At 60.8% G+C, this 23,594-nt stretch carries 18 protein-coding genes, 1 tRNA gene and 2 pseudogenes; 10 read left to right on the forward strand and 11 right to left on the reverse strand.

Annotation, left to right across the window (positions count from 1 at the left end; genetic code table 11):
* Positions 1-150: pseudogene (locus RCF49_RS10135) on the forward strand (tyrosine-type recombinase/integrase); the annotation flags it as partial.
* 213 nt (positions 151-363) lie between these two features.
* Here the strand turns inward: RCF49_RS10135 and RCF49_RS10140 are convergent.
* The 3 genes from RCF49_RS10140 to RCF49_RS10150 form a co-directional block, all read right to left on the reverse strand.
* Positions 364-454, reverse strand: a tRNA-Phe gene (locus RCF49_RS10140).
* A gap of 14 nt (positions 455-468) precedes the next feature.
* Complete coding sequence (locus tag RCF49_RS10145) at positions 469-1,695, reverse strand: tyrosine-type recombinase/integrase (RefSeq protein WP_342643904.1); 1,227 nt, start codon at positions 1,693-1,695, stop codon at positions 469-471.
* 4 nt (positions 1,696-1,699) lie between these two features.
* A complete protein-coding gene (locus tag RCF49_RS10150) occupies positions 1,700-2,122 on the reverse strand; it encodes an Arc family DNA-binding protein (RefSeq protein ID WP_342643905.1) in 423 nt (140 codons plus the stop codon).
* Positions 2,123-2,238: 116 nt separating this feature from the next.
* On the opposite strand from RCF49_RS10150, the gene RCF49_RS10155 reads away from it, so the two are divergent.
* The 5 genes from RCF49_RS10155 (at position 2,239) to RCF49_RS10175 (ending at position 3,858) form a co-directional block, all read left to right on the forward strand.
* Positions 2,239-2,427, forward strand: a complete 189-nt coding sequence (locus RCF49_RS10155; RefSeq protein WP_342643906.1) for a DNA-binding protein — start codon at positions 2,239-2,241, stop codon at positions 2,425-2,427.
* 115 nt (positions 2,428-2,542) lie between these two features.
* A complete protein-coding gene (locus tag RCF49_RS10160; protein ID WP_342643907.1) occupies positions 2,543-2,833 on the forward strand; it encodes a hypothetical protein in 291 nt (96 codons plus the stop codon).
* Positions 2,830-3,033 (forward strand): hypothetical protein, encoded by a 204-nt coding sequence (locus tag RCF49_RS10165; RefSeq protein WP_342643908.1) that lies wholly within the window; start codon positions 2,830-2,832, stop codon positions 3,031-3,033. Before RCF49_RS10160 ends, RCF49_RS10165 begins: the two co-directional genes overlap by 4 nt.
* Positions 3,011-3,565, forward strand: coding sequence for a hypothetical protein (locus tag RCF49_RS10170; RefSeq protein WP_342643909.1), 555 nt, complete (start codon positions 3,011-3,013; stop codon positions 3,563-3,565). Before RCF49_RS10165 ends, RCF49_RS10170 begins: the two co-directional genes overlap by 23 nt.
* On the forward strand, positions 3,565-3,858 hold the full coding sequence (locus tag RCF49_RS10175; protein WP_342643910.1) for a DUF6074 family protein: 294 nt from the start codon (positions 3,565-3,567) through the stop codon (positions 3,856-3,858). Before RCF49_RS10170 ends, RCF49_RS10175 begins: the two co-directional genes overlap by 1 nt.
* A 975-nt stretch (positions 3,859-4,833) precedes the next feature.
* Here the strand turns inward: RCF49_RS10175 and RCF49_RS22470 are convergent.
* The 6 genes and pseudogenes from RCF49_RS22470 to RCF49_RS10205 form a co-directional block, all read right to left on the reverse strand.
* Positions 4,834-4,940 (reverse strand): annotated as a pseudogene (locus tag RCF49_RS22470) (HD domain-containing protein); the annotation flags it as partial.
* 679 nt (positions 4,941-5,619) lie between these two features.
* Positions 5,620-6,984 carry a hypothetical protein gene (locus tag RCF49_RS10185; RefSeq protein WP_342643912.1) on the reverse strand — a complete coding sequence of 455 codons (1,365 nt, stop codon included), beginning with the start codon at positions 6,982-6,984 and terminating at the stop codon, positions 5,620-5,622.
* Between the two features lie 214 nt (positions 6,985-7,198).
* Complete coding sequence (gene rtcA, locus RCF49_RS10190; protein ID WP_342643913.1) at positions 7,199-8,215, reverse strand: RNA 3'-terminal phosphate cyclase; 1,017 nt, start codon at positions 8,213-8,215, stop codon at positions 7,199-7,201.
* Positions 8,212-9,009, reverse strand: a complete 798-nt coding sequence (locus RCF49_RS10195) for a nucleotidyltransferase domain-containing protein (protein ID WP_342643914.1) — start codon at positions 9,007-9,009, stop codon at positions 8,212-8,214. The genes rtcA and RCF49_RS10195 overlap by 4 nt, the downstream gene beginning before the upstream one ends.
* 43 nt (positions 9,010-9,052) lie before the next feature.
* On the reverse strand, positions 9,053-10,279 hold the full coding sequence (locus tag RCF49_RS10200; protein WP_342643915.1) for an RtcB family protein: 1,227 nt from the start codon (positions 10,277-10,279) through the stop codon (positions 9,053-9,055).
* Between the two features lie 499 nt (positions 10,280-10,778).
* A complete protein-coding gene (locus RCF49_RS10205; RefSeq protein ID WP_342643916.1) occupies positions 10,779-12,326 on the reverse strand; it encodes an RNA-binding protein in 1,548 nt (515 codons plus the stop codon).
* A 352-nt stretch (positions 12,327-12,678) separates the two neighbouring features.
* Here RCF49_RS10205 and rtcR point away from each other — a divergent pair, with 352 nt between their 5' ends.
* On the forward strand, positions 12,679-14,271 hold the full coding sequence (gene rtcR, locus RCF49_RS10210) for an RNA repair transcriptional activator RtcR (protein WP_342643917.1): 1,593 nt from the start codon (positions 12,679-12,681) through the stop codon (positions 14,269-14,271).
* 245 nt (positions 14,272-14,516) lie between these two features.
* Here the strand turns inward: rtcR and RCF49_RS10215 are convergent, their stop codons facing one another.
* On the reverse strand, positions 14,517-14,924 hold the full coding sequence (locus RCF49_RS10215) for a hypothetical protein (protein ID WP_342643918.1): 408 nt from the start codon (positions 14,922-14,924) through the stop codon (positions 14,517-14,519).
* Between the two features lie 286 nt (positions 14,925-15,210).
* Positions 15,211-16,893: a hypothetical protein gene (locus RCF49_RS10220; protein ID WP_342643919.1), complete on the reverse strand. Its 1,683-nt coding sequence runs from the start codon at positions 16,891-16,893 to the stop codon at positions 15,211-15,213.
* 643 nt (positions 16,894-17,536) lie between these two features.
* On the opposite strand from RCF49_RS10220, the gene RCF49_RS10225 reads away from it, so the two are divergent.
* From RCF49_RS10225 to RCF49_RS10235, 3 genes are all read left to right on the forward strand, one after another.
* On the forward strand, positions 17,537-19,450 hold the full coding sequence (locus RCF49_RS10225; RefSeq protein WP_342643920.1) for a P-loop NTPase fold protein: 1,914 nt from the start codon (positions 17,537-17,539) through the stop codon (positions 19,448-19,450).
* A 263-nt stretch (positions 19,451-19,713) separates the two neighbouring features.
* Positions 19,714-20,922, forward strand: a complete 1,209-nt coding sequence (locus tag RCF49_RS10230) for an AAA family ATPase (RefSeq protein ID WP_342643921.1) — start codon at positions 19,714-19,716, stop codon at positions 20,920-20,922.
* Entirely contained in the window at positions 20,912-23,440 is a 2,529-nt protein-coding gene (locus RCF49_RS10235) for a S8 family peptidase (protein ID WP_342643922.1), read from the forward strand. The genes RCF49_RS10230 and RCF49_RS10235 overlap by 11 nt, the downstream gene beginning before the upstream one ends.
* Positions 23,441-23,594: the final 154 nt, after the last annotated feature.

Below are 23,594 nucleotides of genomic sequence, written 5' to 3' on the forward strand. Positions count from 1 at the left end.
GTGAGAGGAGCAGGTGCCAGGGCCAGTTGGCGGCCTATTCGCCAGAAGCTCGAAGCAGAAGGCCTTGTGCAGCCGGGCCTTACATTGAAGGGCTTGAGGCACACCGTGACCACGATCCTCAGCGAGATGGGCTATGACGAGCGCACGATTGCCGACATGCTTGGTCAGCGCACCACGGCGATGGCTCGCCACTATTCCAGCCGTGCCGATAAAACCCGCAAGCTCACTTCCGTGGTAGAGGCGCTGAATACAGAGGTGACCCGACGGCGCAAACAGTTGTCAAACCCTCCTCCGAAATTGTCAAACCTGGAGAAGAACCGTGAAGCAGCCGAGAAAAGTAGTGAGGAGAATCAGAAAGATAGTTGGTGCCCAGGGGCGGAATCGAACCACCGACACGCGGATTTTCAGTCCGCTACACCGGCCTTATAAATCAAGGTTTTAGAACCGCCATGTCGCATCCATGTCGCATCACCCCAGGGACGAGGCTAGCCGCTCCGCCCTATCACGGCGCCTTTTATCGGCTTCCTCGTCGCGGAAAATATGCCCGTACAGCCCGAGCGTTATCGTGATGGAGCTGTGCCCCATCTCGACCTGAACCTCTTTGGGATTGGCGCCGTCGTTGATCAGAAGCGAAGCGCGGAAATGCCGGAGAGCATGGAAGTTATACTTGGGAAGCATGATCAGCTGCCCTTCCTTATCCCGTACAACATTGCCGGCATCGTCGAGCTTAGGCACTGCTACTGCAGCGGCGATCAGGAGCGGTCGCCAGCAGCGGGTGTGAATGTTCGCGAGGGATTCTACCTTGCCTTGCCAGTTGGGGAAGACCAACGGACCTTTCGGCGACTCCAGTTTCCATTCACGTAGGGTGGCAACGAGCTGGGCCGGGATGTTAATGGTGCGACGGCCAGCGGCGCTCTTGGGCGATCCAATCTTCCCGTTTTCGTCCGCCCGCTGTTTTACCGTGATCGTGCCTGCTTTTAGGTCAATTGCCTCCCAAGGCATCCCGCGGAGCTCGCTCGCGCGGCAGCCGGTATAGATAGCGGTCGAGATCAGGGCGCGCCATCGGCGCCACGCCTTAGACCACTGCTTGTTTGGCTGAGTGGCTAATTGCTCAAGCTTCGCCAAGAGAGCCCGGATTTCCGCTGGCTCGGGGATCGTGACTTCCTCGCGATGACGGTTATTCCCTCCCCCTGTCTGAATGGTGACGGGCGCTGCTACGTTGGCCATCACGAGGCCACGCGACTGGGCTTCACGGATGATGCTCTTGAAACTGGTGAGCACCTTCTTCGCCATCGGCCGGGATAGCTTCTCGAGCAGTTCATCCCTGAATGCCCTGGCCCGGGGCGTCGTCAGCCGGGACAGCTTCTCATGACCGAGGGCCGGCACAATGTGCCTGTCGATATGGGTTCGGTATTGCCGGAGCGTCGATGCCTCCGCCGGGTCACGCCCGTTCCTGCCGACCGCTACAGCCTTGTGCCAGATCTCAGCCGCTTCGCTTATGGTGAGGCTGGCGCTGTCCGCAACATGCACCCCCTGCCGCACCTCCACATTCGCGGTCGCCGCGAAGGCGTCTGCCTCTTTTTTGAGCCGAAATGTCTTCAGCCGGCGCTTGCCCTTGGTGTCGACGTAGTCGACGACCCACGAAGACTTGTCCTCACCGCTGCTAGTGCGCCATGTGCGCTTGCGAACAGACATGGGATCACGCCCCTGATCTGCCGCTGCCGAAGCGGCTCACGTCCGGCTGTTCCGCCTTAAGACCCTCATCCTGTTCTATATCGCGATCTTCCGAAGGCTCTTTCGTGAGCGACCGGGCCTCCTCATTGTCGATTCTCATTTGATCCACAACGATTGCTTCTATGGACTCGTAGAGCTGATCGATCAGCTGATCGACGCCCTCGCCCCGGAGGGATCTCCTAAGGGTACCCGCCTGGCCAAGCAGGAGCATAAGCCTTGCCACCGTCGGAACGGGTTTTGGGAACTCCCGCTCGAGCACTCGGACGATTTCGGCGTTCATCGATCGCCCGTTCTTTTCGGCTTGTGCCTTGATGCGGTCGCGAAGGCCGTCTGGCAGTCTCAGCATGAACTGGTCCTGCTTGTCGCTCGGAAACTTGCCGCGGGGCATACCAACTCTCCGTGTCATTTAATAGTAGCGAATAGCTATATATGACGCTTGCCGCAACAGTAGTGACTCGCTATAGTCACCCTGTAGCGACTCGCGAGATAATGGACGGAGTGACAATGGACACCAATACGGAGGGCCTCGACCTTCTCTGGGAGGTCGCGGCTATCGCGAAGCTGATTGGCCGCTCGGAGCGGCAGACATTCAACCTGCTTGCAGGCGGGCAACTTCCGGCCAAGAAGGTCGGCGGGCGCTGGGTGGCCAGCCGTCAAAAGCTGATCGCCTTCTTTCTTGAAGATGCGGCGTGAACCCGCCCACCAGACCCGCCTATGCCGTCGCCCGTAGGCGAATCCGATGCCCCAGGTACCGACCTAGCCGCAGCCCACGAAAAGCACGCACATCAGCATATCCGGGAGAACGCGCATGGAATTGACCAAAGGAAGGATCATTTGCCCCAGGGCAGCCCCCACCGTTGCAGAGGCGACCGATGCTTGGTTGCACCTAGAGTCCACCCTTGAGGTCGCCCGCGACCTGATCGGCCGCGTCGAGGACGCCGTCGACGAGCAGGGCCGTCCGGAGGCTCAAGTCCTCACCAACGCTCGCCGTCTTCTAAATATTGGGTCCGACCTGCTGGAAACGCTGTCCGACTACGTCGCAGGCGGTGAGGATGAGGTCGATCACCTGCAGGCGGATGGAGACCGGAGGGCGGCATGATGGTCGAGCAAGACGTCTATGACGGGCTAGCCCGGGTCGGGGTGATCACCCCGGACCGCGGGCGATATCTCGCACACGACGCGGAAGGCCGCCCGATAGGCAACTTCAGTAGCCTTCAGGCGGCCAGGGCGGCGGTAATGGCCGCCCGCCGGGGGAACTATCGCAGAGGAGCGGTCAATGGCCAGGAAGAAAGGGCTTAAGCAGAGCTGGCCGACTGAGCCGTTTGTTGCTGTCCTCAAACATACCCTCAAGGCGCCAGCTTGGCTCGATCTTACCTTCGGCGCTCGGTGCCTCTATGTGCTGCTTAAGGCGTACCACAATGGGCAGAACAACGGCAGCATCAGGCTCGGCGTCCGGCGGGCCGCCGCCGAACTGAACGCCTCCCGGTCATCGGTAGAGAAATGGTTTCGAGAGCTGGAGGAGCATGGGTTCATCCGACCCACACAGCGCGCCTATCTCGGTGCCGAGGGCAAGGCAAATGCGACCTGCTGGCGCCTCACCGAGCTTGGCTATCTAGGCCAGCAGCCTACGCGCGAATATAGGGCCTGGCAGCCCTCAAAAAGCAGAATCCCGCACCATTTTTCGGGACAAACCGTCCCGAAAAGAATGACACCCCGTCCCGAAAAAGAGGACAACCGTCCCGAAAAAGAGGACGGTTTTGAGGAAAACGAAGCTCCAGAGCGTCCCGATTTTCGGTGCAAATATATTATACCACACAGGGGGGCTGCTTGATGAAGCATCTCCCGCTACTTGATTGGACGCCACCAAGCCGTGTTCTGGTGTTTCCCCTGGCAAGGCGGACCAGCAAGGTCCGTCATGTCGCCGAGATGCTGTCACGTAGGCAGGGTGATGATGCCGACCTGTACTGGCGCCAGGTAATTTCGGCAGCCCGCAAGAGCTTGGAACGGCTTGGTATCCATACCCATGCCATCGGCGGGGAACTGATGGCATTCCGCAATGCGGTGCAAAGGGAGCTCATCCGCTTAAGCAATTGCGGTGGACGCAGCGGTGGCGGTGCAGCGTAATCTGGCCCGGCGCGCCGATAGCGCGCGCCCGGGCAACACAGGGGCCGATGGGTAGCGGCTTTAGGAGTTTTAGCGCGACCTCCTGCTGGCACTGCAGGAATGGCCGAAGCCATCGCACTGGGGCGCTCTCACCTATCCGCGGCCGGAGGGCCAGCCAAGGCATTCAGGGAATAGGCCGGAGGGCCAGCCAAGGCATTCAGGGAATACCGCCGCAACGCGGGTGTCCAAAACACTGCGACGCCTCGTCGACCGGCACCTGATCACCGTCCATATGCCCCAGGTGAAGCTGCAGGGCAGCGACTACCGCCACGCACGGTTTGCTAGCAACTCGCCTAGCTGTCGAATCGTTAGCCAACAAGGCTAGGAGGCCATGCGCTCGTGGCAATCCACGAATTTCCCGAATAAAGTATGCGGGAGTTAAGGTGGATCGTGCGTGTTGGCGCATGCGCTTCTCTCGGCCTTTCACACGTGCACCACCCACCTCGAGATCAAGCCGCACCCGGCACGTCAACCCGGCCTCCTGGCTGCTTGAGGCTTTTCGGAGCCCCTGTCTTGTCCTGTCATGCTGGCCCGAAGGCTATCACCATCCGCCGTTCAGTGTGCGCTGAGATCGATCTCCGGCTCGATCGTAGCATTTGATTTTCCACCTCCAGCACCCGGGGCGGGTCAAAAGTCCGGGGCTCTAGGGGCGTAGGCCCGCGCGGATCCTCCGTGCGCACTGGAAAAAATTTCAACTAGGGGGGATGTTCCCCATCCCTACGGGATGAAGATGACATATTCGGCCATCGAATGACGTGACGATGCCGCATCGGATCATGATTTGGACATCGATCTACACTGCTGCAGTTAGACCTCTCGAGGTCGATGCCCAATAGATCACGGCCGTTAAACTGGCAGCGCGTTCTGCTGATCGGCGGCCACCCCTGCCAAACTCGAGCCGACCACGCCATGCTTCAGGGCGGCGCGTCGACTTCCGATGCCGTGGCTCCGCAGGAACCGCGTGCTGCGTTCGCGCCGTCCACCTCGAAGCGCAGGTGGCTCTCCCGGAAGCCGGAGGTCAGGCCGACGTCCGAAAAGACCGCCAGCGCCTTTCCGAAGGCGACTGCCATCGGACGTGCACTCTTGGCGATGGCGAACATGGGCCCGAGAGCACGATCCTGAAGTGACGGATGGGCGTGACCGCTGGACGAGCCCCGGCGTCGTCCGCGTCAATGCGGCGGCATCGGAATGAATACCGGGGGAAAGCCAGACATCCGCGGCCGCGCCTGATGCTCTCATCATCGGCGCCATGCGGCTTGAGATAGACGTAGTAAGGATTCCTCCGCGCAACGATATCGTCACCAGGCTGGGCTGAAACGGCATGGTCGGCGTTGCGACCCGCAGGCGTTCTTACCGCCTGGTCCTCAGGTTCAAATCCCGTTTTCACGCGTCGTCTGAGATGTGCCCGATTCCTGGTCGAAGAGGTTAAAGTAAGAGCCAGGAGGAACGGCCGTAGTGCACGACATGTAATCTGGTGCGACCAAGGCGGGGTGATCAGCGCGCTTCAGGAAACAAGCTTTTCCACGCCTGAAGGGCCCGAATTCCAAGCGGCCTAAGTCTCCTCCTGCCCGAGCCAAAATGCACTACACGTCCTCTTTGGGGTCGGTTGCTGAACGACTGCTTACCGCAAGATTAGCCAGAAACCAGACTGTCTGGAACTGGCCCCGATCACGCCGTTCATCGGGCCGGACGTGGAATTATCCTTCGAAATGTGCGGAGCGGCTACTCGCTGGCAGGACTGGCGTGTGCGAGCGCCTGTTGTTGGACCTCCTCTTCGATTTCCTCGACAGTGGTGGGCCGCTCCCGTACTCTAGGTGCGGACGGTTGCCACGGCTTCAAGCGTTGGCCGGCACGTTCGTAGAATTCCGGCACCAGTGTTTCCACATCTGCTATGAAGTTCCTCCTCTGCCCAAAACGAGCCGCCAGGCCGCGAACGAGGCAAATTTCGAGCGTGTGCAGTTGCGCGTTCGGGCGGTCCTGTGAGATTGCGTCTGGATTTTCGCGGAGCGTCGTCAGTGAGTGTTGTGTGAAGCTGCCAGCCCCAGTCCAGTGCAGGCGGACGAAGAGGTCATCGGGCGTCACGTTCTGCAGCTGACGCAGTAGCCAATTCAACTTTGAAGTGGCTTTTACGCGGTCGGCAGGTGCGCGCACCCTCATCGATGCTGTGACCGTCTTGGTCTTTAGATCAACGCAGCAGTCCAAGGTTCCCGCCGCATCCTTGATATCCCAAGCGGTGAGGATCGCGCTGCTCTTACTCAGCGTCTCAAGGTCGAACTTGAGACGCGCCTGGCTGTCGACCCGGTGCGCCCGTGGTAGACGTGTGGTGACGTGGACCCCGAGCTTGCGTGAAAGGATGAGTGAGAGATCGCGAGTCTCTTGGTACCATGCCTCAAGCACTTCTTTCGCGAGTACTGATCGAGGTGAGATCGCGCCGCCGTTCGCAACCGACTGCACCAGTTCGCTCCACGAGGCCGGCATGCTGTCGAAACCTTTGACGCCAGCACTATCGTGGCTAAGAAAACGCGACAATTCTAGCAGGATGGCTTCTTGGTCCTTATCGAAGATTTCGTCATTGTGAAGGAGCAGCTCGACCTGCGTCAGGACATGCATCCAAGACCAATGGTACAAGGCCACCTTTGCCGTAGCGCGCTTAGAAACTGCAATCGGATGCTCGTCGGGGGTTGGAGCAAACTGATTGGAAATGGTGACAACGGCATCAACTTCGTTCAGTCGCGCGAGTTCAAGGTACCGCTCCACCTGCGTCTGGTCGAGTTCGGCATTTCCCACCTTCGCCTCGACAAGCGCCCTCCATTCGCGGTTGCCAACCTTAAGAACGATCAAACCGTCGGGACGATCACTTTTGGGCTTTTCACCCTTTTTGAAACAGATTTCCGTATAGCAGATGACTTGAGCTCGAGGGCCGGCGCGTTGACCTACAGTCGCGAGCATTGCGCGCCCGAACTCCTGCACATGCGCGAGACATGCCAACACGATCGAAATCGTGCGTCCCTCCTTGGACGTGTCCGCAAGTACAGGAAATAGCCGAGCCTTTTCACCCCGTTCAAGATAATCCGGTAGTGCCGTCATTGATCCCCCAAGAATTGTTAATCTGAATACTGCTCGGAGGAGTTAAAAAGTGCAAGCCGCTTGGTAGCGGGCATACTGCATGGTTCTGCGGGAACCGGCCGGTCAGGTGCCGGTCCGTTTCGGAGGCGCAGAGGGCTGATAGCCGAATGATGGCTTTGGGTGAGATCGCCGGCAGTCGGATGTAGATTGCGGCGAAGCTCATTGGCGTCCGTCATCAAGCGTGCCGCACGAGATGGCAGCCGCTCGACTGTTGTTCGAACACCCAGCGCTCACCGGTGAAGCGCTCGATGATGTCGCGCGCGGTGAGCGCGTGCTGGCTGGGCTTGACCGTAGTGAAGCTCCCCCCGCCGGCAAGCGCGAATGGCAGCAGCAGTTGGTCTGCCAGATACGGCCCGGCGAACGCGTCCGAGGCCAGGAAGCCGGCCATGCGGTGTGCTGCGGTCTTCGCCAGCGATTCCGCCGATACCCCGAGCTTGCCGAAACCGGTGACGATCTCGGTCGCGTGCTCGAACACCGCTTCCAGCAGCAGTGCGTTGCCCGGTCCCTGTTCGTCGGAAAGCTGACGCACAGCGAAGCTGTCCTCCGGCCAATCGGTCAAAATCCGGCGCGCGGTCTTGATCTCGCGCTCGGCGACGTTGAACGGCAGCGCCGCGAACAGTGCCGTCCCCGACACCGACTGCAACGGGCCACGGTCGATGCAGTCGACCGGAGAAAGCTTGGCCGGCGCGATCTCCACTTCGATCCGTCCCCCGCCGCGTGGGAAGAAGCCGTGGCGAACCAGCCGTGCGGAGACCTGTGGCCCCATGCGGTTCACGATCGGCAGGAACACGCGGTCGATGAATTCGAACGGCGGCGCCATCATGTTGTGTGTGCCGCCCTCCAGCACGAGCCGTGACGGCGCATCGGCGAGCAGCAGTGGCATCAGCACGGTCTGGAGGACGAGGCTGGTGCTGCCCGCGGTGCCCACAGCGAAGCGATACTCGCCCGGAACCACACGACCCGGCGTGAAGGCGATCTCGAGCGATCCGACCGCCACGCCTTCGCACGTCGCTCCGCCGATCGCGCACGCCGCCTCGACCGCGGTCAGATGCTGGCGCATCAGTCCCGGCTTCTCGCGCCGCCCGCGAATATTCGTCATGCGGAAGGGCTGGCCGGTGACGAGCGACAGTGCGAGCGCATTGCGCACGACCTGGCCGCCGCCTTCGCCTTCCGACCCGTCGATGATGATCATGTATTCACCAGTTCCGCAAAAAGCTCGCTCGCACGCGCCACCGCGTCTTCGCGCATCGGCGCTGCTGGCAATTCGGCAGCGCGCCCGAGTTCATCCCCTATCAGCGCATCGATCTCCGATACCCGCATGCCGTTCGAGCGCTCGTTCGTCCGGCTCTTCGCCTCGACCAGTTCGCTGATCTGCGCGACGATGGACGCCCGCAGACCGGCCACGCCGATCAGTGCTTGAAGGTTCATCGGCGGCCGCGCAGCTGGGTTCAGACGGAGTGCGCGAACCGCCAACGCAGGCCGGAGCGCGTAGAAATACTTCTTCACCGGCACGTCGCCGGGCCTATCGAGCCAACGGTTCGACGCCGCGCGCCCGAGATTGGCATAGTGATGCGCCAACGCCCGGGGATCGAGCAGTTCGTCGGCCAAAGCCGAAAGCCTGCTGACAAATGGATCGTCCGCTCGATAGCGTATCGGCGACTGCATCCATTCGCTGACCACCGCGTTCGACTTGAGCAGCAGGCCAAGCGCCTTGCGCACGTCCCACCCGCTGAGGTCGATCTCGTCCACGATTGCATGCTCGATCACGTCGCGCCTGAGCGCCAGCGATAGATACCAGTCACGCGGTCGCACATAAACGAAGCGCACATCGTAATCGCTGTCGGCCGACGGGAAGCCCCACGCCCGGGACCCCGACTCGACCGCCATCAGCAGGCGCACGCCCTGCGTAGCCTCGACCGCGTTGAGCCGCTGTTCGATCTCTCGCCGCACGGCAGGAGTGATGGGATCGTGAACCTGGCCAGTCATGGGGAAAATTCCAAAGAGGGGGCGGCGGTGTGCGCCAAAGGCGTCAGCCTTTCACGCACACCACCTGCTTCAGCGTGTGGACGATCTCGACCAGGTCCGCCTGCGCAGCCATTACGGCCTCGATCGGCTTATAAGCCTTGGGCGTCTCGTCGATAACACCTTCGTCCTTGCGGCACTCGACGCCCGTGGTGTCGCGGATGTGCTCGTCCAGCGTCACCAGCTTCTTCGCCGCCGTGCGGGACATCACACGGCCCGCGCCGTGCGAGCAGCTGTCGAACGACTCAGGATTGCTCAGCCCGCGAACGATGAACGATTTGGCGCCCATCGAGCCGGGAATGATGCCGAGCACGCCCTTCGCCGCACGTACCGCGCCCTTGCGGGTGACCAGCACGTTCTGGCCGAAATGGTTCTCCCGCTGGACGTAGTTGTGATGGCAGTTCACCGCCTCCAGCTCGGCGTCGAACGGCTTCGCGATCTGGCCGCGCAGCGCGCGGATGATGTTGGTCATCATCATGCGCCGATTGAGCGCCGCGAAATCCTGCGCCCAGCCGACCGCCTCGACATAGTCGTCGAAATGATCAGTCCCCTCCGGGAAATATGCCAGATCCTGGTCGGGCAGGTTGATATGCCACTTGCGCATGTCCTGCTTCGCCAGCTCGATGAAGAAGCTGCCGACGGCATTGCCCACGCCGCGCGAGCCCGAATGGAGCATGATCCACACGCGCTGCTCCTCGTCGAGGCAGAGCTCGATGAAGTGGTTGCCCGTGCCCAGCGTGCCGAGATGCACCAGGTTGTTGGCGTTGGCGAGCTTCGGGTACTTGTCCGTGATCCGCTTAAAGCGTGCCGACAAGGTCGCCCATGCCTCGATAATCATGGGTGGCGGGTCGCCCCACGAGCCCTTGTCGCGCTTGCCGCGGCCTACGTCGCGCCCGTGCGGGACCGCCTGCTCCATCGCCGAGCGGATCCCTTTGAGGTCGTCGGGGAGATCACTCGCGACCAGCGAGGTGCGCGCCGCCATCATGCCGCAACCGATGTCCACCCCCACCGCCGCCGGAATCACCGCGCCCTTGGTCGGGATCACCGAGCCCACGGTCGCACCGATGCCGACATGGACGTCGGGCATCGCGGCGACATGCTTGAAGATGAACGGCATCTGCGCCACGCGCGAAAGCTGCGCCCGTGCCTCCTCCTCCACCGGCACGCCACGGGTCCACAGCTTGATCGATACGCCGCCCTCGACGTGCTGAAAGTCATATAGTGTCTCGGTCATCGCGACCTCCTTCAAAAGCGATCATGGTGCCGGCGACGAGGATTGGCGAGACATCTCCCGAACTGCTCCGGGGCGGAATCGAACCGCTCGGCCTTTCGGCCCTCCATGTAGTCCCGCCGGCATTCGCCAGCGTTGAATTGGTCCAAGGCGACCAGGTGTTTGACAGGCCCCCCGCTCTAGCGTTGAGCTCCATGTTCTCGGCCACGGCGACGAGGTCATGGTGAAACCGCTCATGCTCTACCAACTGAGCTACGGGCTTGCGCCCGGCCGGGATCCAACCGGCGACAGTGAGATCCGAAGTCGTTCCACCGGCATCCATCGTGGTGGTGGTGTCGGGTCGTGGCGACGAGATCGGCGAGACGCGGCCCTTAAGCTACGTATCGGCGGCGAGATTCGAACCCGCATCTCCGCAGCCCATTGCCGGTGCTGCGGCGCTTTACTCGTCGGGCCCTCTCTGGTGACGATGTAGTCCCACCAGCATTCGCCACGACCCTGTTCTTCATACCTCCATCTGTTTGACGATGCTGACCCAGTCGCGGGTCTCGTTCGAGACGAAGCGCGCGATCGTGTCGAACACCGCGTCGGAGAAGCCCCCGACATTGAGGATATCCACCCGCCCCTGGGCCTGCGTGTTTCCATAGGGCTGGATATCGATGCACACGAGCTTGGCGCCCGGGTTGCGCTTCCTCAGTCGGACCCATTCGCGCATCGTCGCGGTCGCCCCGTGCCGGGTGGCATCCACCCAGGACTGGTTGTCCGAGACGATGACGACCAGATCGACCGCCGCCCGCTCCGCATTAAGCATCGCCAGCGGCGCCGAGACGTTGGTTCCGCCACCGCCGACCGCCGCCAGCTTCGCCGCGTTGACCGCGACCCGGGCATACGGATCCAGCTTCAGCTTCACCACTGCGTGCTCGAACGGTAGCACCCGCGCCTCGCAATTGGTCCGCAGCATCGCCGCCGCGACCAGCGCCGCGACATCGATGCACCGCACCTTGGACGAGGCGCCCTTGCGGTAGCCCGTCGCCGGCGAGAGCATGGACCCCGACACATCGGGGCAGACGACCACCTTACCCGGCACCTTCGGCACGCGGACGAGCGATTGCTCGAGCGCGTCCTCCAGCGCCGCCTGCACATTGAGCGGCACGCTCTCGCCGATCTGCCCTAGCGCCACCATCAGCTGGTAGGGCAAGGGCCGGACCTTCGCGAGCGCATCACGATCGGCTAGTCGTGCAGCGGCCGTTTCCGCGACCCCCTCCACACGGAAGGCGCCGTTGCGCGCAAGCGTGCTGAGGTTCATCCGCAGGGCCTGCCATCCGATCCGCCCGGCAAGCACCGCCCAGTTCTCCGCGGTGAGCGGGAAGGAGGTCAGCCATTCGAACGGCACCGGCGGCAGCGGGGCCGAACGGTCCCGCTTCCACGCCTCGAACGCGGCGATCTCAGGCGGCAGCGTGGCGACGTCGTAGGGACGGCCGATCAGCCAGCCATAGAAGGCCTTGCGCGAGACATCCGACGGCTTCGGGTGAACCATCCGGACGATGTCCGCCAGGCTCGGATCCTTGCCGGTTGCGGCTGCCATCAACTGCGCCATCGATGCCTGCTCCAGCCAACGCTGGACCAGCCGCTTCGGGCGAGAGCCGAGTGAGCTTCGCCCGACCTGGCCCGAGCGCATCACTGCCACGAAATTGCGAAGCATGCGCCCGTTGTCGATCACGCGCTTAAACACCGGGATCGCGAGGTCGGGATCGGCAACCGTAAGGTACGCCGCCAGCAATGCCGGCATATCCTTCATCGCGCCCCACGACCGCGCATAGATCGCGGCCTGCGCCACGAAATGCGGATCGCAGGCCCGCGCCGCTTCCAGGACATCGGCCAGCTGCGCCTCGGCCGCGTCATAGAAATTGTCGGCGAGCGTGCCCGTGGCAGCAAGCTGCGCCAGCTTGTGCTCCGGCCCATAATCGTAAGCCGGCGCGCGCTCGCGGTTCACCGCATCCGCGCGCGGCAGCAGCTTCGCGACCGCCGAAGCAAAAAGTCTCTTGTTGGCCATCGTCCACCTCCTCAAATGGTCAAGGCCGGCAGGATGCGAACTTGCGTCTCCCGCTCCCAAGCCAGGCGCTCTGCGCTGCCTTGACTACGCCCTACGAAACCCCCGGGGGCGACCGGCCCATTCCGGCCGCCCCTTCGCCGCTGCTTGCCGATCTGAGGTTTGACTGCCCCGTCCGACGCAATCAGAAGAGCAGGAGGCGTGCCAAGTCCGGACGGGAATGAGAGAGAAAACTATAAGCGACTGACCTGCTCAGTAAATTTAACATGATGTGTATGGACGAGAATAGGCGACCGGAGAACTCCTCCTGCAATTTTCTATCGCACTCAATAAGTTTTTATCCTAAGATATAAGGATGAAGCCTATCGTGGTTGTTGGATTCCTTGGCTCGACGCTGGACGCGAGCAAGTTCGGCCCATCGCGCTGGAACAAATGGCGGCCGACCGTCAGCCTGGCGATGCACGAAGATCTGCGCGTCGACCGATTGATCCTGATCCATGGCAGCGGCCACAGTCGGCTGGCCGAATATGTTGCGCAGGATGTCGCCTCCGTCTCACCCGAAACCGCCGTCGAGCTGCGAGTGCTCGACTTCAAGGACCCGTGGGACTTCGAAGAGGTCTACGGCAAGCTGCTCGACTTTGCGCGCGCCGAGCCCTTCGATCCCGACGCTGAGGATTATCTGATCCACATCACCACGGGCACGCATGTCGCACAGATCTGCCTGTTCCTGCTGACCGAGGCGCGCTACCTGCCCGGTCGCCTGCTCCAGACCCAACCTGTGCGCGGTTCGCTCAATCCAACCGGCACCTGGACTGCGATCGACCTCGACCTATCGCGTTATGACAGCATCGCCACCCGCTTTGCTGTCGCTACCGAGGAGAGTACGTCCTTTCTCAAATCGGGGATCGAGACGCGCAGTGCTGCCTTCAACCGGATGATCGATGAGATCGAGCGGGTGGCGCTGCGCTCGAAAGCGCCGATCCTGCTGATGGGACCGACGGGCGGCGGCAAGAGCCAGCTGGCACGCCGCATCTACGAGCTGAAGCGCCTGAAGCACCAGATCGCCGGCACTTTCGTCGAAGTGAATTGCGCGACGCTGAAGGGCGACGGCGCGATGTCGGCGCTGTTCGGGCATCGCAAGGGCGCGTTCACCGGTGCCGTGGTCGACCGTCCAGGGCTGCTTCGCACGGCCGACAAAGGCATGCTGTTCTTGGACGAGATCGGCGAGCTTGGGCTGGACGAGCAGGCGATGATCTTGCGCGCGATCGAGGACAAGCGCTTCCTTCCCGTCGGGGCCGACAAGGAAGCGGCATCCGAGTTCCAGCTGATCGCCGGCACCAACCGCGACCTGGGTGAGGCCGTGACCACCGGCGCATTTCGCGACGACCTTTATGCGCGTCTCAACCTGTGGACTTTCCAGCTTCCTGGTCTCGTTGATCGTCGCGAGGATATCGAGCCCAATCTCGACTATGAACTCGACCGCTTCGCCGAGCGTGAGGGCAATCGCGCCAGTTTCAACAAGGAAGCGCGGCAGCGTTACCTGGCGTTCGCAACCGGGCCCGGTGCAACGTGGCCCGGCAACTTCCGCGACCTCGCCGCCAGCGTCACGCGCATGGCAACGCTCAGCCCGAAAGGCCGCATCGACGTGGAATGCGTCGATGCTGAAATCCAACGCCTGAAGCGCCTCTGGTCCAGCCAGCGAGACGACGGCGCGGGTGTTTTAAGGGAGGTCCTTAAGCCCGAAGCGCTCGCCGAGATTGACCCTTTCGATCGCGTGCAGCTTGCCGAGGCGATCCGCGTTTGCCGGAAAAGCCGCTCGCTCTCCGAAGCTGGCCGAACCCTCTTCGCAGCCTCGCGGGCGCGCCGGACTTCCGCGAACGATGCCGATCGGCTGCGCAAATATCTCGCACGGTTCGGGCTGGATTGGACCGCCATCTCGCATCGTTGAGGCGGCGCGCGAATTCTCGAACGTCCATTTCCGGGATCCCTTCGGCATCGCGCTATACGGCGAAGTTCGAGGCGCGTTGTCGTCAGGTCAGACTTGTCGGGACGAGGCCGAAACTGGACTGGCCAAGCCCAAGAGATAGTTGTCAGCTCGCGAGCGATCCCATTTCAGAAGTTGCCCTGCACTGTCCGAATGTCGGCTGCGGGAGCCCCGACCTACCATTCGGATATTTGAGCTGGAACACTGGGTCACGTATCCCGGACGGTCAACAACTCATCGAAAGGAGCCAGCGGGACTATATTTTTGACAAAACGAGCGAGATCGTCGTCGAGTGTAACGAAAGCATCTGCCTGCAACTTCGCAAGCGCCACGTATTCGGCCGCAAAGGTATCCTTCCATTGGAGTTGCTCCGCGATTTCCCACGCAACCTTCTGAAGAACCCGATCGCCGAGCAGCCTGATCTTGAGCAATCTCATTTGATCGAGCTGCGAGGCAGCATTCTGCATATCGAGTTCCCCGCGAAGGACTGAAGTATAGAGATGAGAAAGCGCTTGGGATCTCAGCAAAGTCGGTGCCACCAAGCTATTTTGGCTGGGAACCTCGATCCGTTCGCGAAAAAGTCGAAGCGCCGTGTCCAGCGCGATCGCAAATCGCATATGCCCACTCTCGCCTTTTCGAAGCCAAGTCAGTAGATACGGTTTATAGCAGAGGTGTCCGGTTTGTCCGCATAGCAGAGCTTGGCAGCCTCGGAAGAAATGTCCGCTCACCACCCTTGGGCGCCGTAGGCGTCAGATTGATCCGCTTCCAGAACGGCAAAACAATCTCCCGCGGCAAATCTAGGGGCCGACAACGGACGGTCTGCTTACAGCCGACAAGTTGGTTAAGCGGACAGCAATCCAGGACGGGTCGGTCCATCTTGAGCCTACAATGCTGCAGGCTAATTCAATTCAGTACCGCGTTGCGAAACGCAGAGATCGCACCGTAGTCCAGACTCAACAGAGGCAATTCAATTGTCTCGCCGAATAGCCTGAAGCTCTTTTTGTGCCAGCCAAGCACAGCCATTGCTCGAAGCCTTCTCAATTCGTCCCTAGCGACAACTTCGATCTCGGCAAGCGATGCATTCTCACCGATCATTCTCTTGACGACTGCCCTGAGCAAAACCGGGTTCAACGGCACGTATCCAGCGATTCCTTTCCAAGATTTTTCAGTCCCAAGACAGGTGCGCATCATGACCGCACTGCTCCAATTCACTCCCTCCAGTTTTCTTCCGAAGGCAGAAGAACAGATTTTGTCTTTGTCGCCACCGTCCAGTTCGAGAAAGCGCTTGATCTGATTCGCCGCTTCAAGGGTGCGAGACTCTATCTGAGCGACCATTCGCGCGCCTTGTGGAGGCACGGCAGCCTTTGCCTGAACTTGCAGAGCGGTGTTTGTTGCCTCGTGAAAGGCGAGGAGATCGATCTCGCCATCTTGCCAACGGACATTCTGTCGGACCTCAACGCCGTCCATACTAGAAAGGCAGACGATGGCATCTTGCAGCAGAGAGGGTTCGAGATGGCTCGATACAAGATTGTCGAAGGTCTTCTGATCAGTTCGGACCATTTTGTAGAGCAGATTTCTCTCGGGCATCATGCGTTTGACAGCATGAGGAGAAAACAGCAACGCATTGTCGATCCGAAGGAACGGTGGGAAGAAGCCCTCACCGCCCCCGGTCTGCTTGAGATCTTTCAAGACGATAGTAAAAAGGTCGGTGATCTTCTCAGCCACTGATGGGTCGACGCCAGCCACCCCAGCTGCAACCCCGATTACGTGGTTCCTGTTGAGGAGCGGAGACGCCCATTCTCTCGCCTCTTTCTCGAGGGCGGCGCGCCGGTAACGCGGCGATGCGCGGATTGACAGCAACTCCGCGGCGTCGGCCATTCCGAGGCAGAAGTCCGCATAGCCCATAAGCGCGGCACGTATCCCCAAGAATTCTCGCCGCGCGAAGCCGAAGCTCTTCGCGAACGCATCGTCGTCGAGCAGGGGAAGCTCAAAGATGTTTTTGAGATAGTGGTCGTATGCTGGCTTGAGGACGCCGATGAGGTCGTCTGCAGGAATTTTCGGCCATGCCTTCACCATCCGGACACAGCGCTCGATTGGATACGGCGGCGGCACTAAGTCATGCGGCAGTACCATCTCCGACATCAGGATGTCGGTTTCCTCGTGCTCCATAAATTGTTGACTTGGATGGGCAAGGTAGAACCCCGACGTCGGGCGTTCGACAGAAAAGAATCCGCGGCGCACTAAGGGCAGGATCTCGCAGAAGTGGGCGTAGCCGAGCAGTTGCTCAATGTCAGCCAGAAACGCCTTGTCGACGACGCTCAACGCGTCGTCTATGTCGGCTCCGATCAGCCGCGGGCATCTATCGAAAAAGCCGCTGACATAGGATAGGCGGTTGATTAATGCCGTTCCGACCTCGTCGTCGCGCTGCGCTTTGCGGTTGAAACGTCCGCCGACGAACTTGGAGTCGGCTGACAGGTATAGGACGGAAAGGATGCTACGTATTGGTTGTTGCCACAGTGATAGCTTGGCGACGGCCTCGTCTGCACGCGCTTCAAACTCCAAGATCTCATCAAAGGCGCTAGACATTCATCCCCCCTTGTCGCGAAATGGTGCCATACTGGGGCTCTTCGTTCACAGAGTGAAGTCGTTGGCTGAGCACGTGTTGTATTCGTGTTCGGAATGGAAACGACAGCTTCTAGGATGGGCGACGGCCGATGAGCGGGCGCATGACCGCCGAAGTCGTGAGGCGAACGGCAGCATTCCCGACGAGACCGCTCTGAACCCGCCGTTCCGCTACCCTACTTTGATCGACTAAGCGAATCCCTGCTCGGCGATGGTCAGAACGATTGATGTTGGAGGAACGGGGCCGCCTGCGGACGGTCTGCTTCTGGGTGCGGAGCTTCCCAAGGCCGCCTTCCGCACTTCCACTAAGTGAAGCAAGTCAGCGCCAATCGTTGGAACCACCATGTGGTAGTGAAGTCTCTGAAACAGCTCGAAAGCGATTGGACGTCGGCAGCCGCCGTTCCGACGAGTGGCATTGCAGGATTCGCTAGGCGTTCCCCAAGCCAGGTTGGACCGACAATCCCGACAGATGTCGTCCTTTGTGGTGTCGCCAGCACGCGAGGCACGTGCCGGCGACGGCTTAGCGCAGTTCTCGGCAGTGCTGGTGCCGTGTATATCAGCTAAGGGAAAACTAGTGAGAAGCCGGGTAGCAAAGGGGGGCGGATCTATGTCGACGAACGATGAGGTAAGAGAATATCTCGACTATTACCTCTCGTCGGAGCTCGAAACGGACTTCGCGGTTATGATTAACGGTCCGTGGGGAGCCGGAAAGACGCATTTTATAAAAGCCTACCTCGAAGAACGAGAGGACAAGGCAAGGTTGGTAGATCCGCTGTATTCGGTCGGGCATCTCTATGCCAGCCTTTACGGCATTCGCTCGACGTCGGAGATCACCGATCAGTTCTTCGCGCAGGCCCACCCCGTCATGAACTCCAAGGCGGTCCGCCTTATCGGTACCGTCATGTCGCGCGCGCTAAACGGTTTCGCAGGCACGGACGTGAACAGTGGCGCCGAGAACAAGTCGTTGATCAAGGATATGGTGCTGAAACTCGAGGGCCGCGTCCTGATATTCGACGATCTCGAGCGGTGCGCGATGCCGCTGGTCGAAGCCATGGGATTCATCAACTCATTCGTTGAACATGACGGTCTTAAGGTCATCGTCGTCGCAAACGAGAACGACATCCCTCCGGATCAGCGGATTGATTATGCGCGTAAGAAGGAGAAGCTGATCGGCAAGACCCTGCGGGTCGCTTCCGACCCGCATACTGTCCTCGATAGTTTTTGCAAGAAATTGACCCATCCACGGGTGTTGGAGGTTGTCCGTCAGGAAACGCTCGCGCTGCTAAGGACCTTCGAGGGGTCCGGAAAGAAGAATTTCCGCAGCTTGAGGGCTGTCTTGTCCGACTATGAACGGCTTGTCTCAGGCGTCGATCCGCGCCTTCAGAAGTCAGACACTGGCATGGCGCGGCTACTGCTCTTCATGATGGCGACCGGGGTCGACTATCGTAGCGGGGATCTCAGCGCGTCTGAGCTGGCGGGTTTGCCCAGTACCCGTCAATCACGCCTCATCGCCGCGATCGGCAAGAAAGAAAAATCCCCGGAAATCGTCAAGGTCGAGGGGCTGGAGGCGCGATATCCGGAAGTCCAATGGGATGATCCGATCGTTCCGCCGGCAGCGCTCGCCGCGCTGTTTGAGACCGGGATTGTCGCAGCTGATGCCATCAACGCGCATCTGTCACAGCACCCTCTCGTCGTCGGCTACGCGCAGGCGCCGGCATGGCGGCAGCTCTGGAGCTGGACGGACCTGCCAAGGAGCCAATACCTCGAAGCGAGAGAGGAGCTCGTTAGGCAACTCGCGACGCGAGAACTCACCCATCCCGGCGTTATCCTCCATGCCGCCGGTATCGTTATCGGCGCTATGGCGTTCGGCGACCACATGCTCGGCAGGGATAAGGATGTCGTCGCATACTTCGGACGTTACGTGCAAGATCTGCAAAAGTCCGGCAAGCTCGAGCCGGATCGTGGCCTTTTCACGCCGATGGGAGGGTCCTATGGCGGGCTTGGTTATGGCTCGAAGGATACATCTGAGTTCAGAGCCATCTACAAGACAGTCCGTGCGGCGACCAACCTATCTTTCGCCGACCGTATGAAAGAGATTGCCGGAACGTTCATTGAGCGGATCAACAAGGATCGGGAGGCGTACTCGTCGCTTCACAAGTACGGCGTCGAGGAGGGCAACTACGCCGACTCGCCGTTCCTTCACTATGTCGATCCTGACGCCTTCGCGCGGGTGATCATCCGAGACTCGTCGCCCGATGGCCAGCTGCTGGCAAGCCTCCACGCGAGGTATGAAATGGAGAAACACAATCGTGCTCTCAGCGATGAGTACCCCTGGATCAAGGCACTGCGATCGCGCCTAGAGGCGATCGCCAGCGAGGCCGAGCCTCCGCATCGGGAGCTTCTGGCCATCAGGATCAAATACTATTTCGACAAGATCGAACAGGCAGTCGGTGCGCGAACCGAAGCCACCGACATCGATACGGGCGACGAGGCAGCGATCAACGAGGAGTTGGCCGGATGATGTACCGTTGCCCCAATGTTGCGGCTGCGGCCGCTATATTCGGGCACCGTGACCAGCGGATGATCCCAGTCTGAACCGTAGCACGCTTGGTGGCGATTCCAAACCCGTGAACATCGATACGCGTGGCTAGAGACCGATTCAGATGGGAGTATGACCGATTCGTGGCGGAGGAATGCCGATAATTTCGCAAAAGGTGGCTTGCCGAATCGCCTAGTTGGCGATAGAAATCGGTCTGGCACGATTTCGATGGCGGATTTGTCGATATGGAGCACTTCGCGGTTATCCAAAGCATCGTTCGGGCCGGCTTGGCCGGCGACCGGGAGGCTGTGGACAAGCAGGTGCTGCGCCTTCGTGAGCGCCTCGAGAAGGCCGGAGAGACGAAGGAGGCCGCCACATTGGAGCGCCTGCGCGCGGCCGCGCGCGACATACAGGAACTAGCTCCGAGCCGCGTCGAGATGTCGCGCGGCCAGATCTCCGGTGAAACGCTCGAACAGGGTATCAATCCGCCGATCGATCGAGAGACCGGAGCCCGGTTGTGCACGATTGATTTTCCGGGCCGGAACGGCAGGGCGCCCGTTTACGGGGCAGTAGTTTCAGAAACAGTCGAGGGGCTGCTGCAGGAATGGACCAGTGAGGCCGCGCTGCAGGAGGTGGGTGTGTCGCCCACGCGCTCTCTGTTGATTTATGGACCGCCTGGTTCGGGTAAGACCATTACCGCCCACTACATCGCTGCTCGGTTGGGCTTGCCGTTAGTCGTGGCACGCATCGACGGCCTGATATCGTCGTTTCTCGGCACGACCGCACGCAATATCGCAAACCTGTTTGACTTCGCCAACCGATACGCGTGCGTTCTGCTGCTGGACGAGTTCGACGCGCTCGCAAAGCTCCGGGACGATCCGCAGGAGATCGGCGAGATTAAGCGCGTGGTCAACACTTTGCTGCAGAATCTCGATCAGCGGCGAAGCTTCGGAATCACCATCGCGATCACGAACCACGACAGGCTCCTGGACCCGGCTGTGTGGCGTCGCTTCGAAACGCATCTTCAGCTCGGTGAGCCCGACGACACTGCCCGTGAAAGCCTGATCGCGCGTTTCCTGCAGCCGATCGAGGCGCCTGTCTCGACCCTTAGGGTGTTTTCATACTGTCTCGCGGGGCGAACGGGGGCCGATATAGAAAGAGTGTGCATCGCCGTAAAGCGGACACTCGCGCTCAGCGGTGAATCTCATGACGGACCAGGACTGTTCCATGCCTTGAGTTCTGTGCTAGCCCGCGCACCGCAGCACGACCATGTGGCGGCCCGCATCCTCGCCGTCGATCAGGAGGCGTTCGTCAGCCTGATCGCGAATGATGGTGCGCTGTCACTCAAGCAAACAGAGATCGGTGAGGCGACGGGGTACGGTCAGTCGCGGGTGAGCGACCTCAAGAAGGCGAAGCGCCATCTGCCGCTGCTGGAGGCGTCGCATGCCCAATAATCCGGTTCAGATCATCCTGAACGATCGCGATTTTCATCAGGCGCCCGATCCGGGACAGCCGCCGCGGAACAAGGATTTTTTTGAGGGTGCCGACAAAGCATTCGTCACCCATAAGGACTCGCTGCTGGCCGCGATCGACCGGATCATCGACGAGCTTCGGACGAGTCCTTATGGTCCAGCGGCGTATCTCAAAGTCCAGATGCGCAACGAGGCGCTGGCAAAATCCTATCGACCGGTGTGGTGGCTGTTCAAGCCCGACCAATTCCCATGTGTGGGAGCAGACGCGGTCGGAACGCTCTATTTCCGGGCTCCGTTGATTTACCTGAAGGCTCTGCGACAGCGCATCGAGCAGGCTGAAGCCTCCGTCGAGACAAAGTATCGGAGGGCTGACAACAAGCCATACAAGGCGCCGACCATCGCACGCGCCGAAGTCGGCGCGATCGAAGCCATTGAAATCGCACCTCCTGAGCAGAAACGCGCATTCTCGACCGCGGCAGCTCTTGCCGCGCTCGAGGATCCTCGCGCGGTCTCCGGCTATCAGGTCGAGCTTTTCGAGACGCCAGCCGAACGGGTCATCGCCGATGACCCGCTCGGACGGATCGCATTACGGCGCTCGCTTGAGCGGCTGTTGTTGTCTCTCGGCCTGGGCGCGCGCAGTTATCTCGCCTTTGAGGTCGGGCGAACCCCCGTCCTCGAAGTTCAGCTGACCACACAGCCTGTGGAGGCCCTGATCGATCATCGGGCCGGTGTCGCCGGTAGCGACTCAGGCCAGGAGATCAGCCTCTCCTCTATGGACCGAAATCCGGAGCGACACGAGGCGACCCTAAATGCACTCCAGCAGCATCCTCTGGTGCGTGCGATCTTGCCGCCAGTTCTGCTCGAGCTGACGGACGACCGTTCAAGCTCTGATGCCACTGCAGCTGCCGAACCAGTTGCCATTCCCCTTCCGCAGGGCCAGTCGAATTACCCGATTGTGGGTGTCATCGACTCGGGTGTGGCGCCGGTTCTTGATGGCTGGGTTGCGGGACGGTTCGATTATCTATCATCAGGAGAATATGACGCGATCCATGGCACGAATGTCGCTGGCCTCCTGACCATCGGGCAAGCTCTCAATAGTGTTGACATCGCGCCCGAGGCAAATGGCTGCCATCTCTACGACATACCCCTCTACCCGAACGGACCGTTCATGGCTCGTTATCGTCGCGGTTTCTCCGACTTCCTCGAAGAGATCGAGCAGGCCGTCGCTGAGGCGAAGAATGAACATGGTGTCAGAGTGTTCAATCTCTCCATCAACGCGGTCGCGCCGGTCGAGCGGCACCGGTACAGCATCTACGCTTCCCGCCTCGACCAGATCGCCGATACTTATGGCGTGATCTTCGTGAACTCCGCCGGGAACCTACCACCCGCCCAGGCACGTTCCGCCTGGCAGAAGCGCCCGATCGACGTCATCAACTATTTCGCGACGCGAACCTCACCCGACACGATCTTTAAGCCCGCCGAGAGCGTCAGGTCGATCTCGGTCGGCGCACTCAATCCTCCGAATACCGATCAGATCGCCGACGCGCCGACCGTTTACACGACGCGGGGGCCGGGCCTCCAAGTTGGTGTCAAGCCCGATGTCGCGTGTTACGGCGGAACAGGAGGGAGCGGCCCCGGAAAGCCCACCGGGCTTTCGTCATTGTCTCCCTCGGGTGGCAGGCAAAGCGTCGTCGGCACGAGTTTCGCCGCGCCGCTGGTTGCGCGTACGTTGGCGGGCCTCGACACTGCGACCGAGGGCGGCCTGTCTGTCGAAGCGCTGCGGGCCATGTTGCTGCATCACACGGCGATGCCCGAGCCGCTGACGAGGCGTGGTCTTAGGGACATCGGCCGGCAATTCGCGGGTTTCGGCAGGCCGCAAGCCGTCAGTACGATGCTGGAAACGGACGACCATCAGATCACGCTGCTTTTCCAAAGCCGTCTCAGCATCGGCGAGAAGAAGCCGGTCATACTCCGGTTCCCTTTCAGCTGGCCACAAAGCCTCGTTAGAGACGGCCGCTGTTCCGGTCGTGCCAGGATGACACTTGTCTACGCGCCGCCGCTCGATCCAGCCTTCGGTGCCGAGTTCGTTCGAGTCAATCTTGAGGCATCGCTGAAGCAACGGCAGGCGGAGCCCGCATCCGACGGCAGTGTACGCTTCACGAATCAGATCGCGGCCCGCTACCTGCCAAAGTCAACCAATCTCGCGATACCCGAGAAGGCGCTCATCGACCACGGCCTGAAATGGTGGCCGGCCAAGCAGTATGAGAGCACATTCGTCGAGAACGGAAGCTCGTCGCAATGGCGGCTGGAGGTCACCAGCCTCGTTCGTGCTGAAGCGCAGTTCCCCGCGGAAGGAGTGCCCTTTGCTGTACTCTTGACCCTGGAGGACCCGGACGGCAGCCAGCCGGTTTTCCAGGAAATGCGGCAGTGGCTCCAGGCGAGCACTGCGGTAGCACAGGATGTTCGAACGGTAACGAGGCTGCGGCCACGCGGCCGGTAGTGGGCAAGCTTCACCTGCGGCGAGATGCGCACCAATGACAGCGCACTTGGGGCTTGCAGTCGCTTAGAAGCCATATCGTTCGTCCGCCCAGCGCAGCAGCACCTTTAGTCGGGCAAGCGCACAGCGCACACGCGATTCGCGCATTCCCAGTGTC

It is taken from the genome of Rhodoligotrophos sp. CJ14, assembly GCF_038811545.1.
Lineage (GTDB): Bacteria > Pseudomonadota > Alphaproteobacteria > Rhizobiales > Im1 > Rhodoligotrophos > Rhodoligotrophos ferricapiens.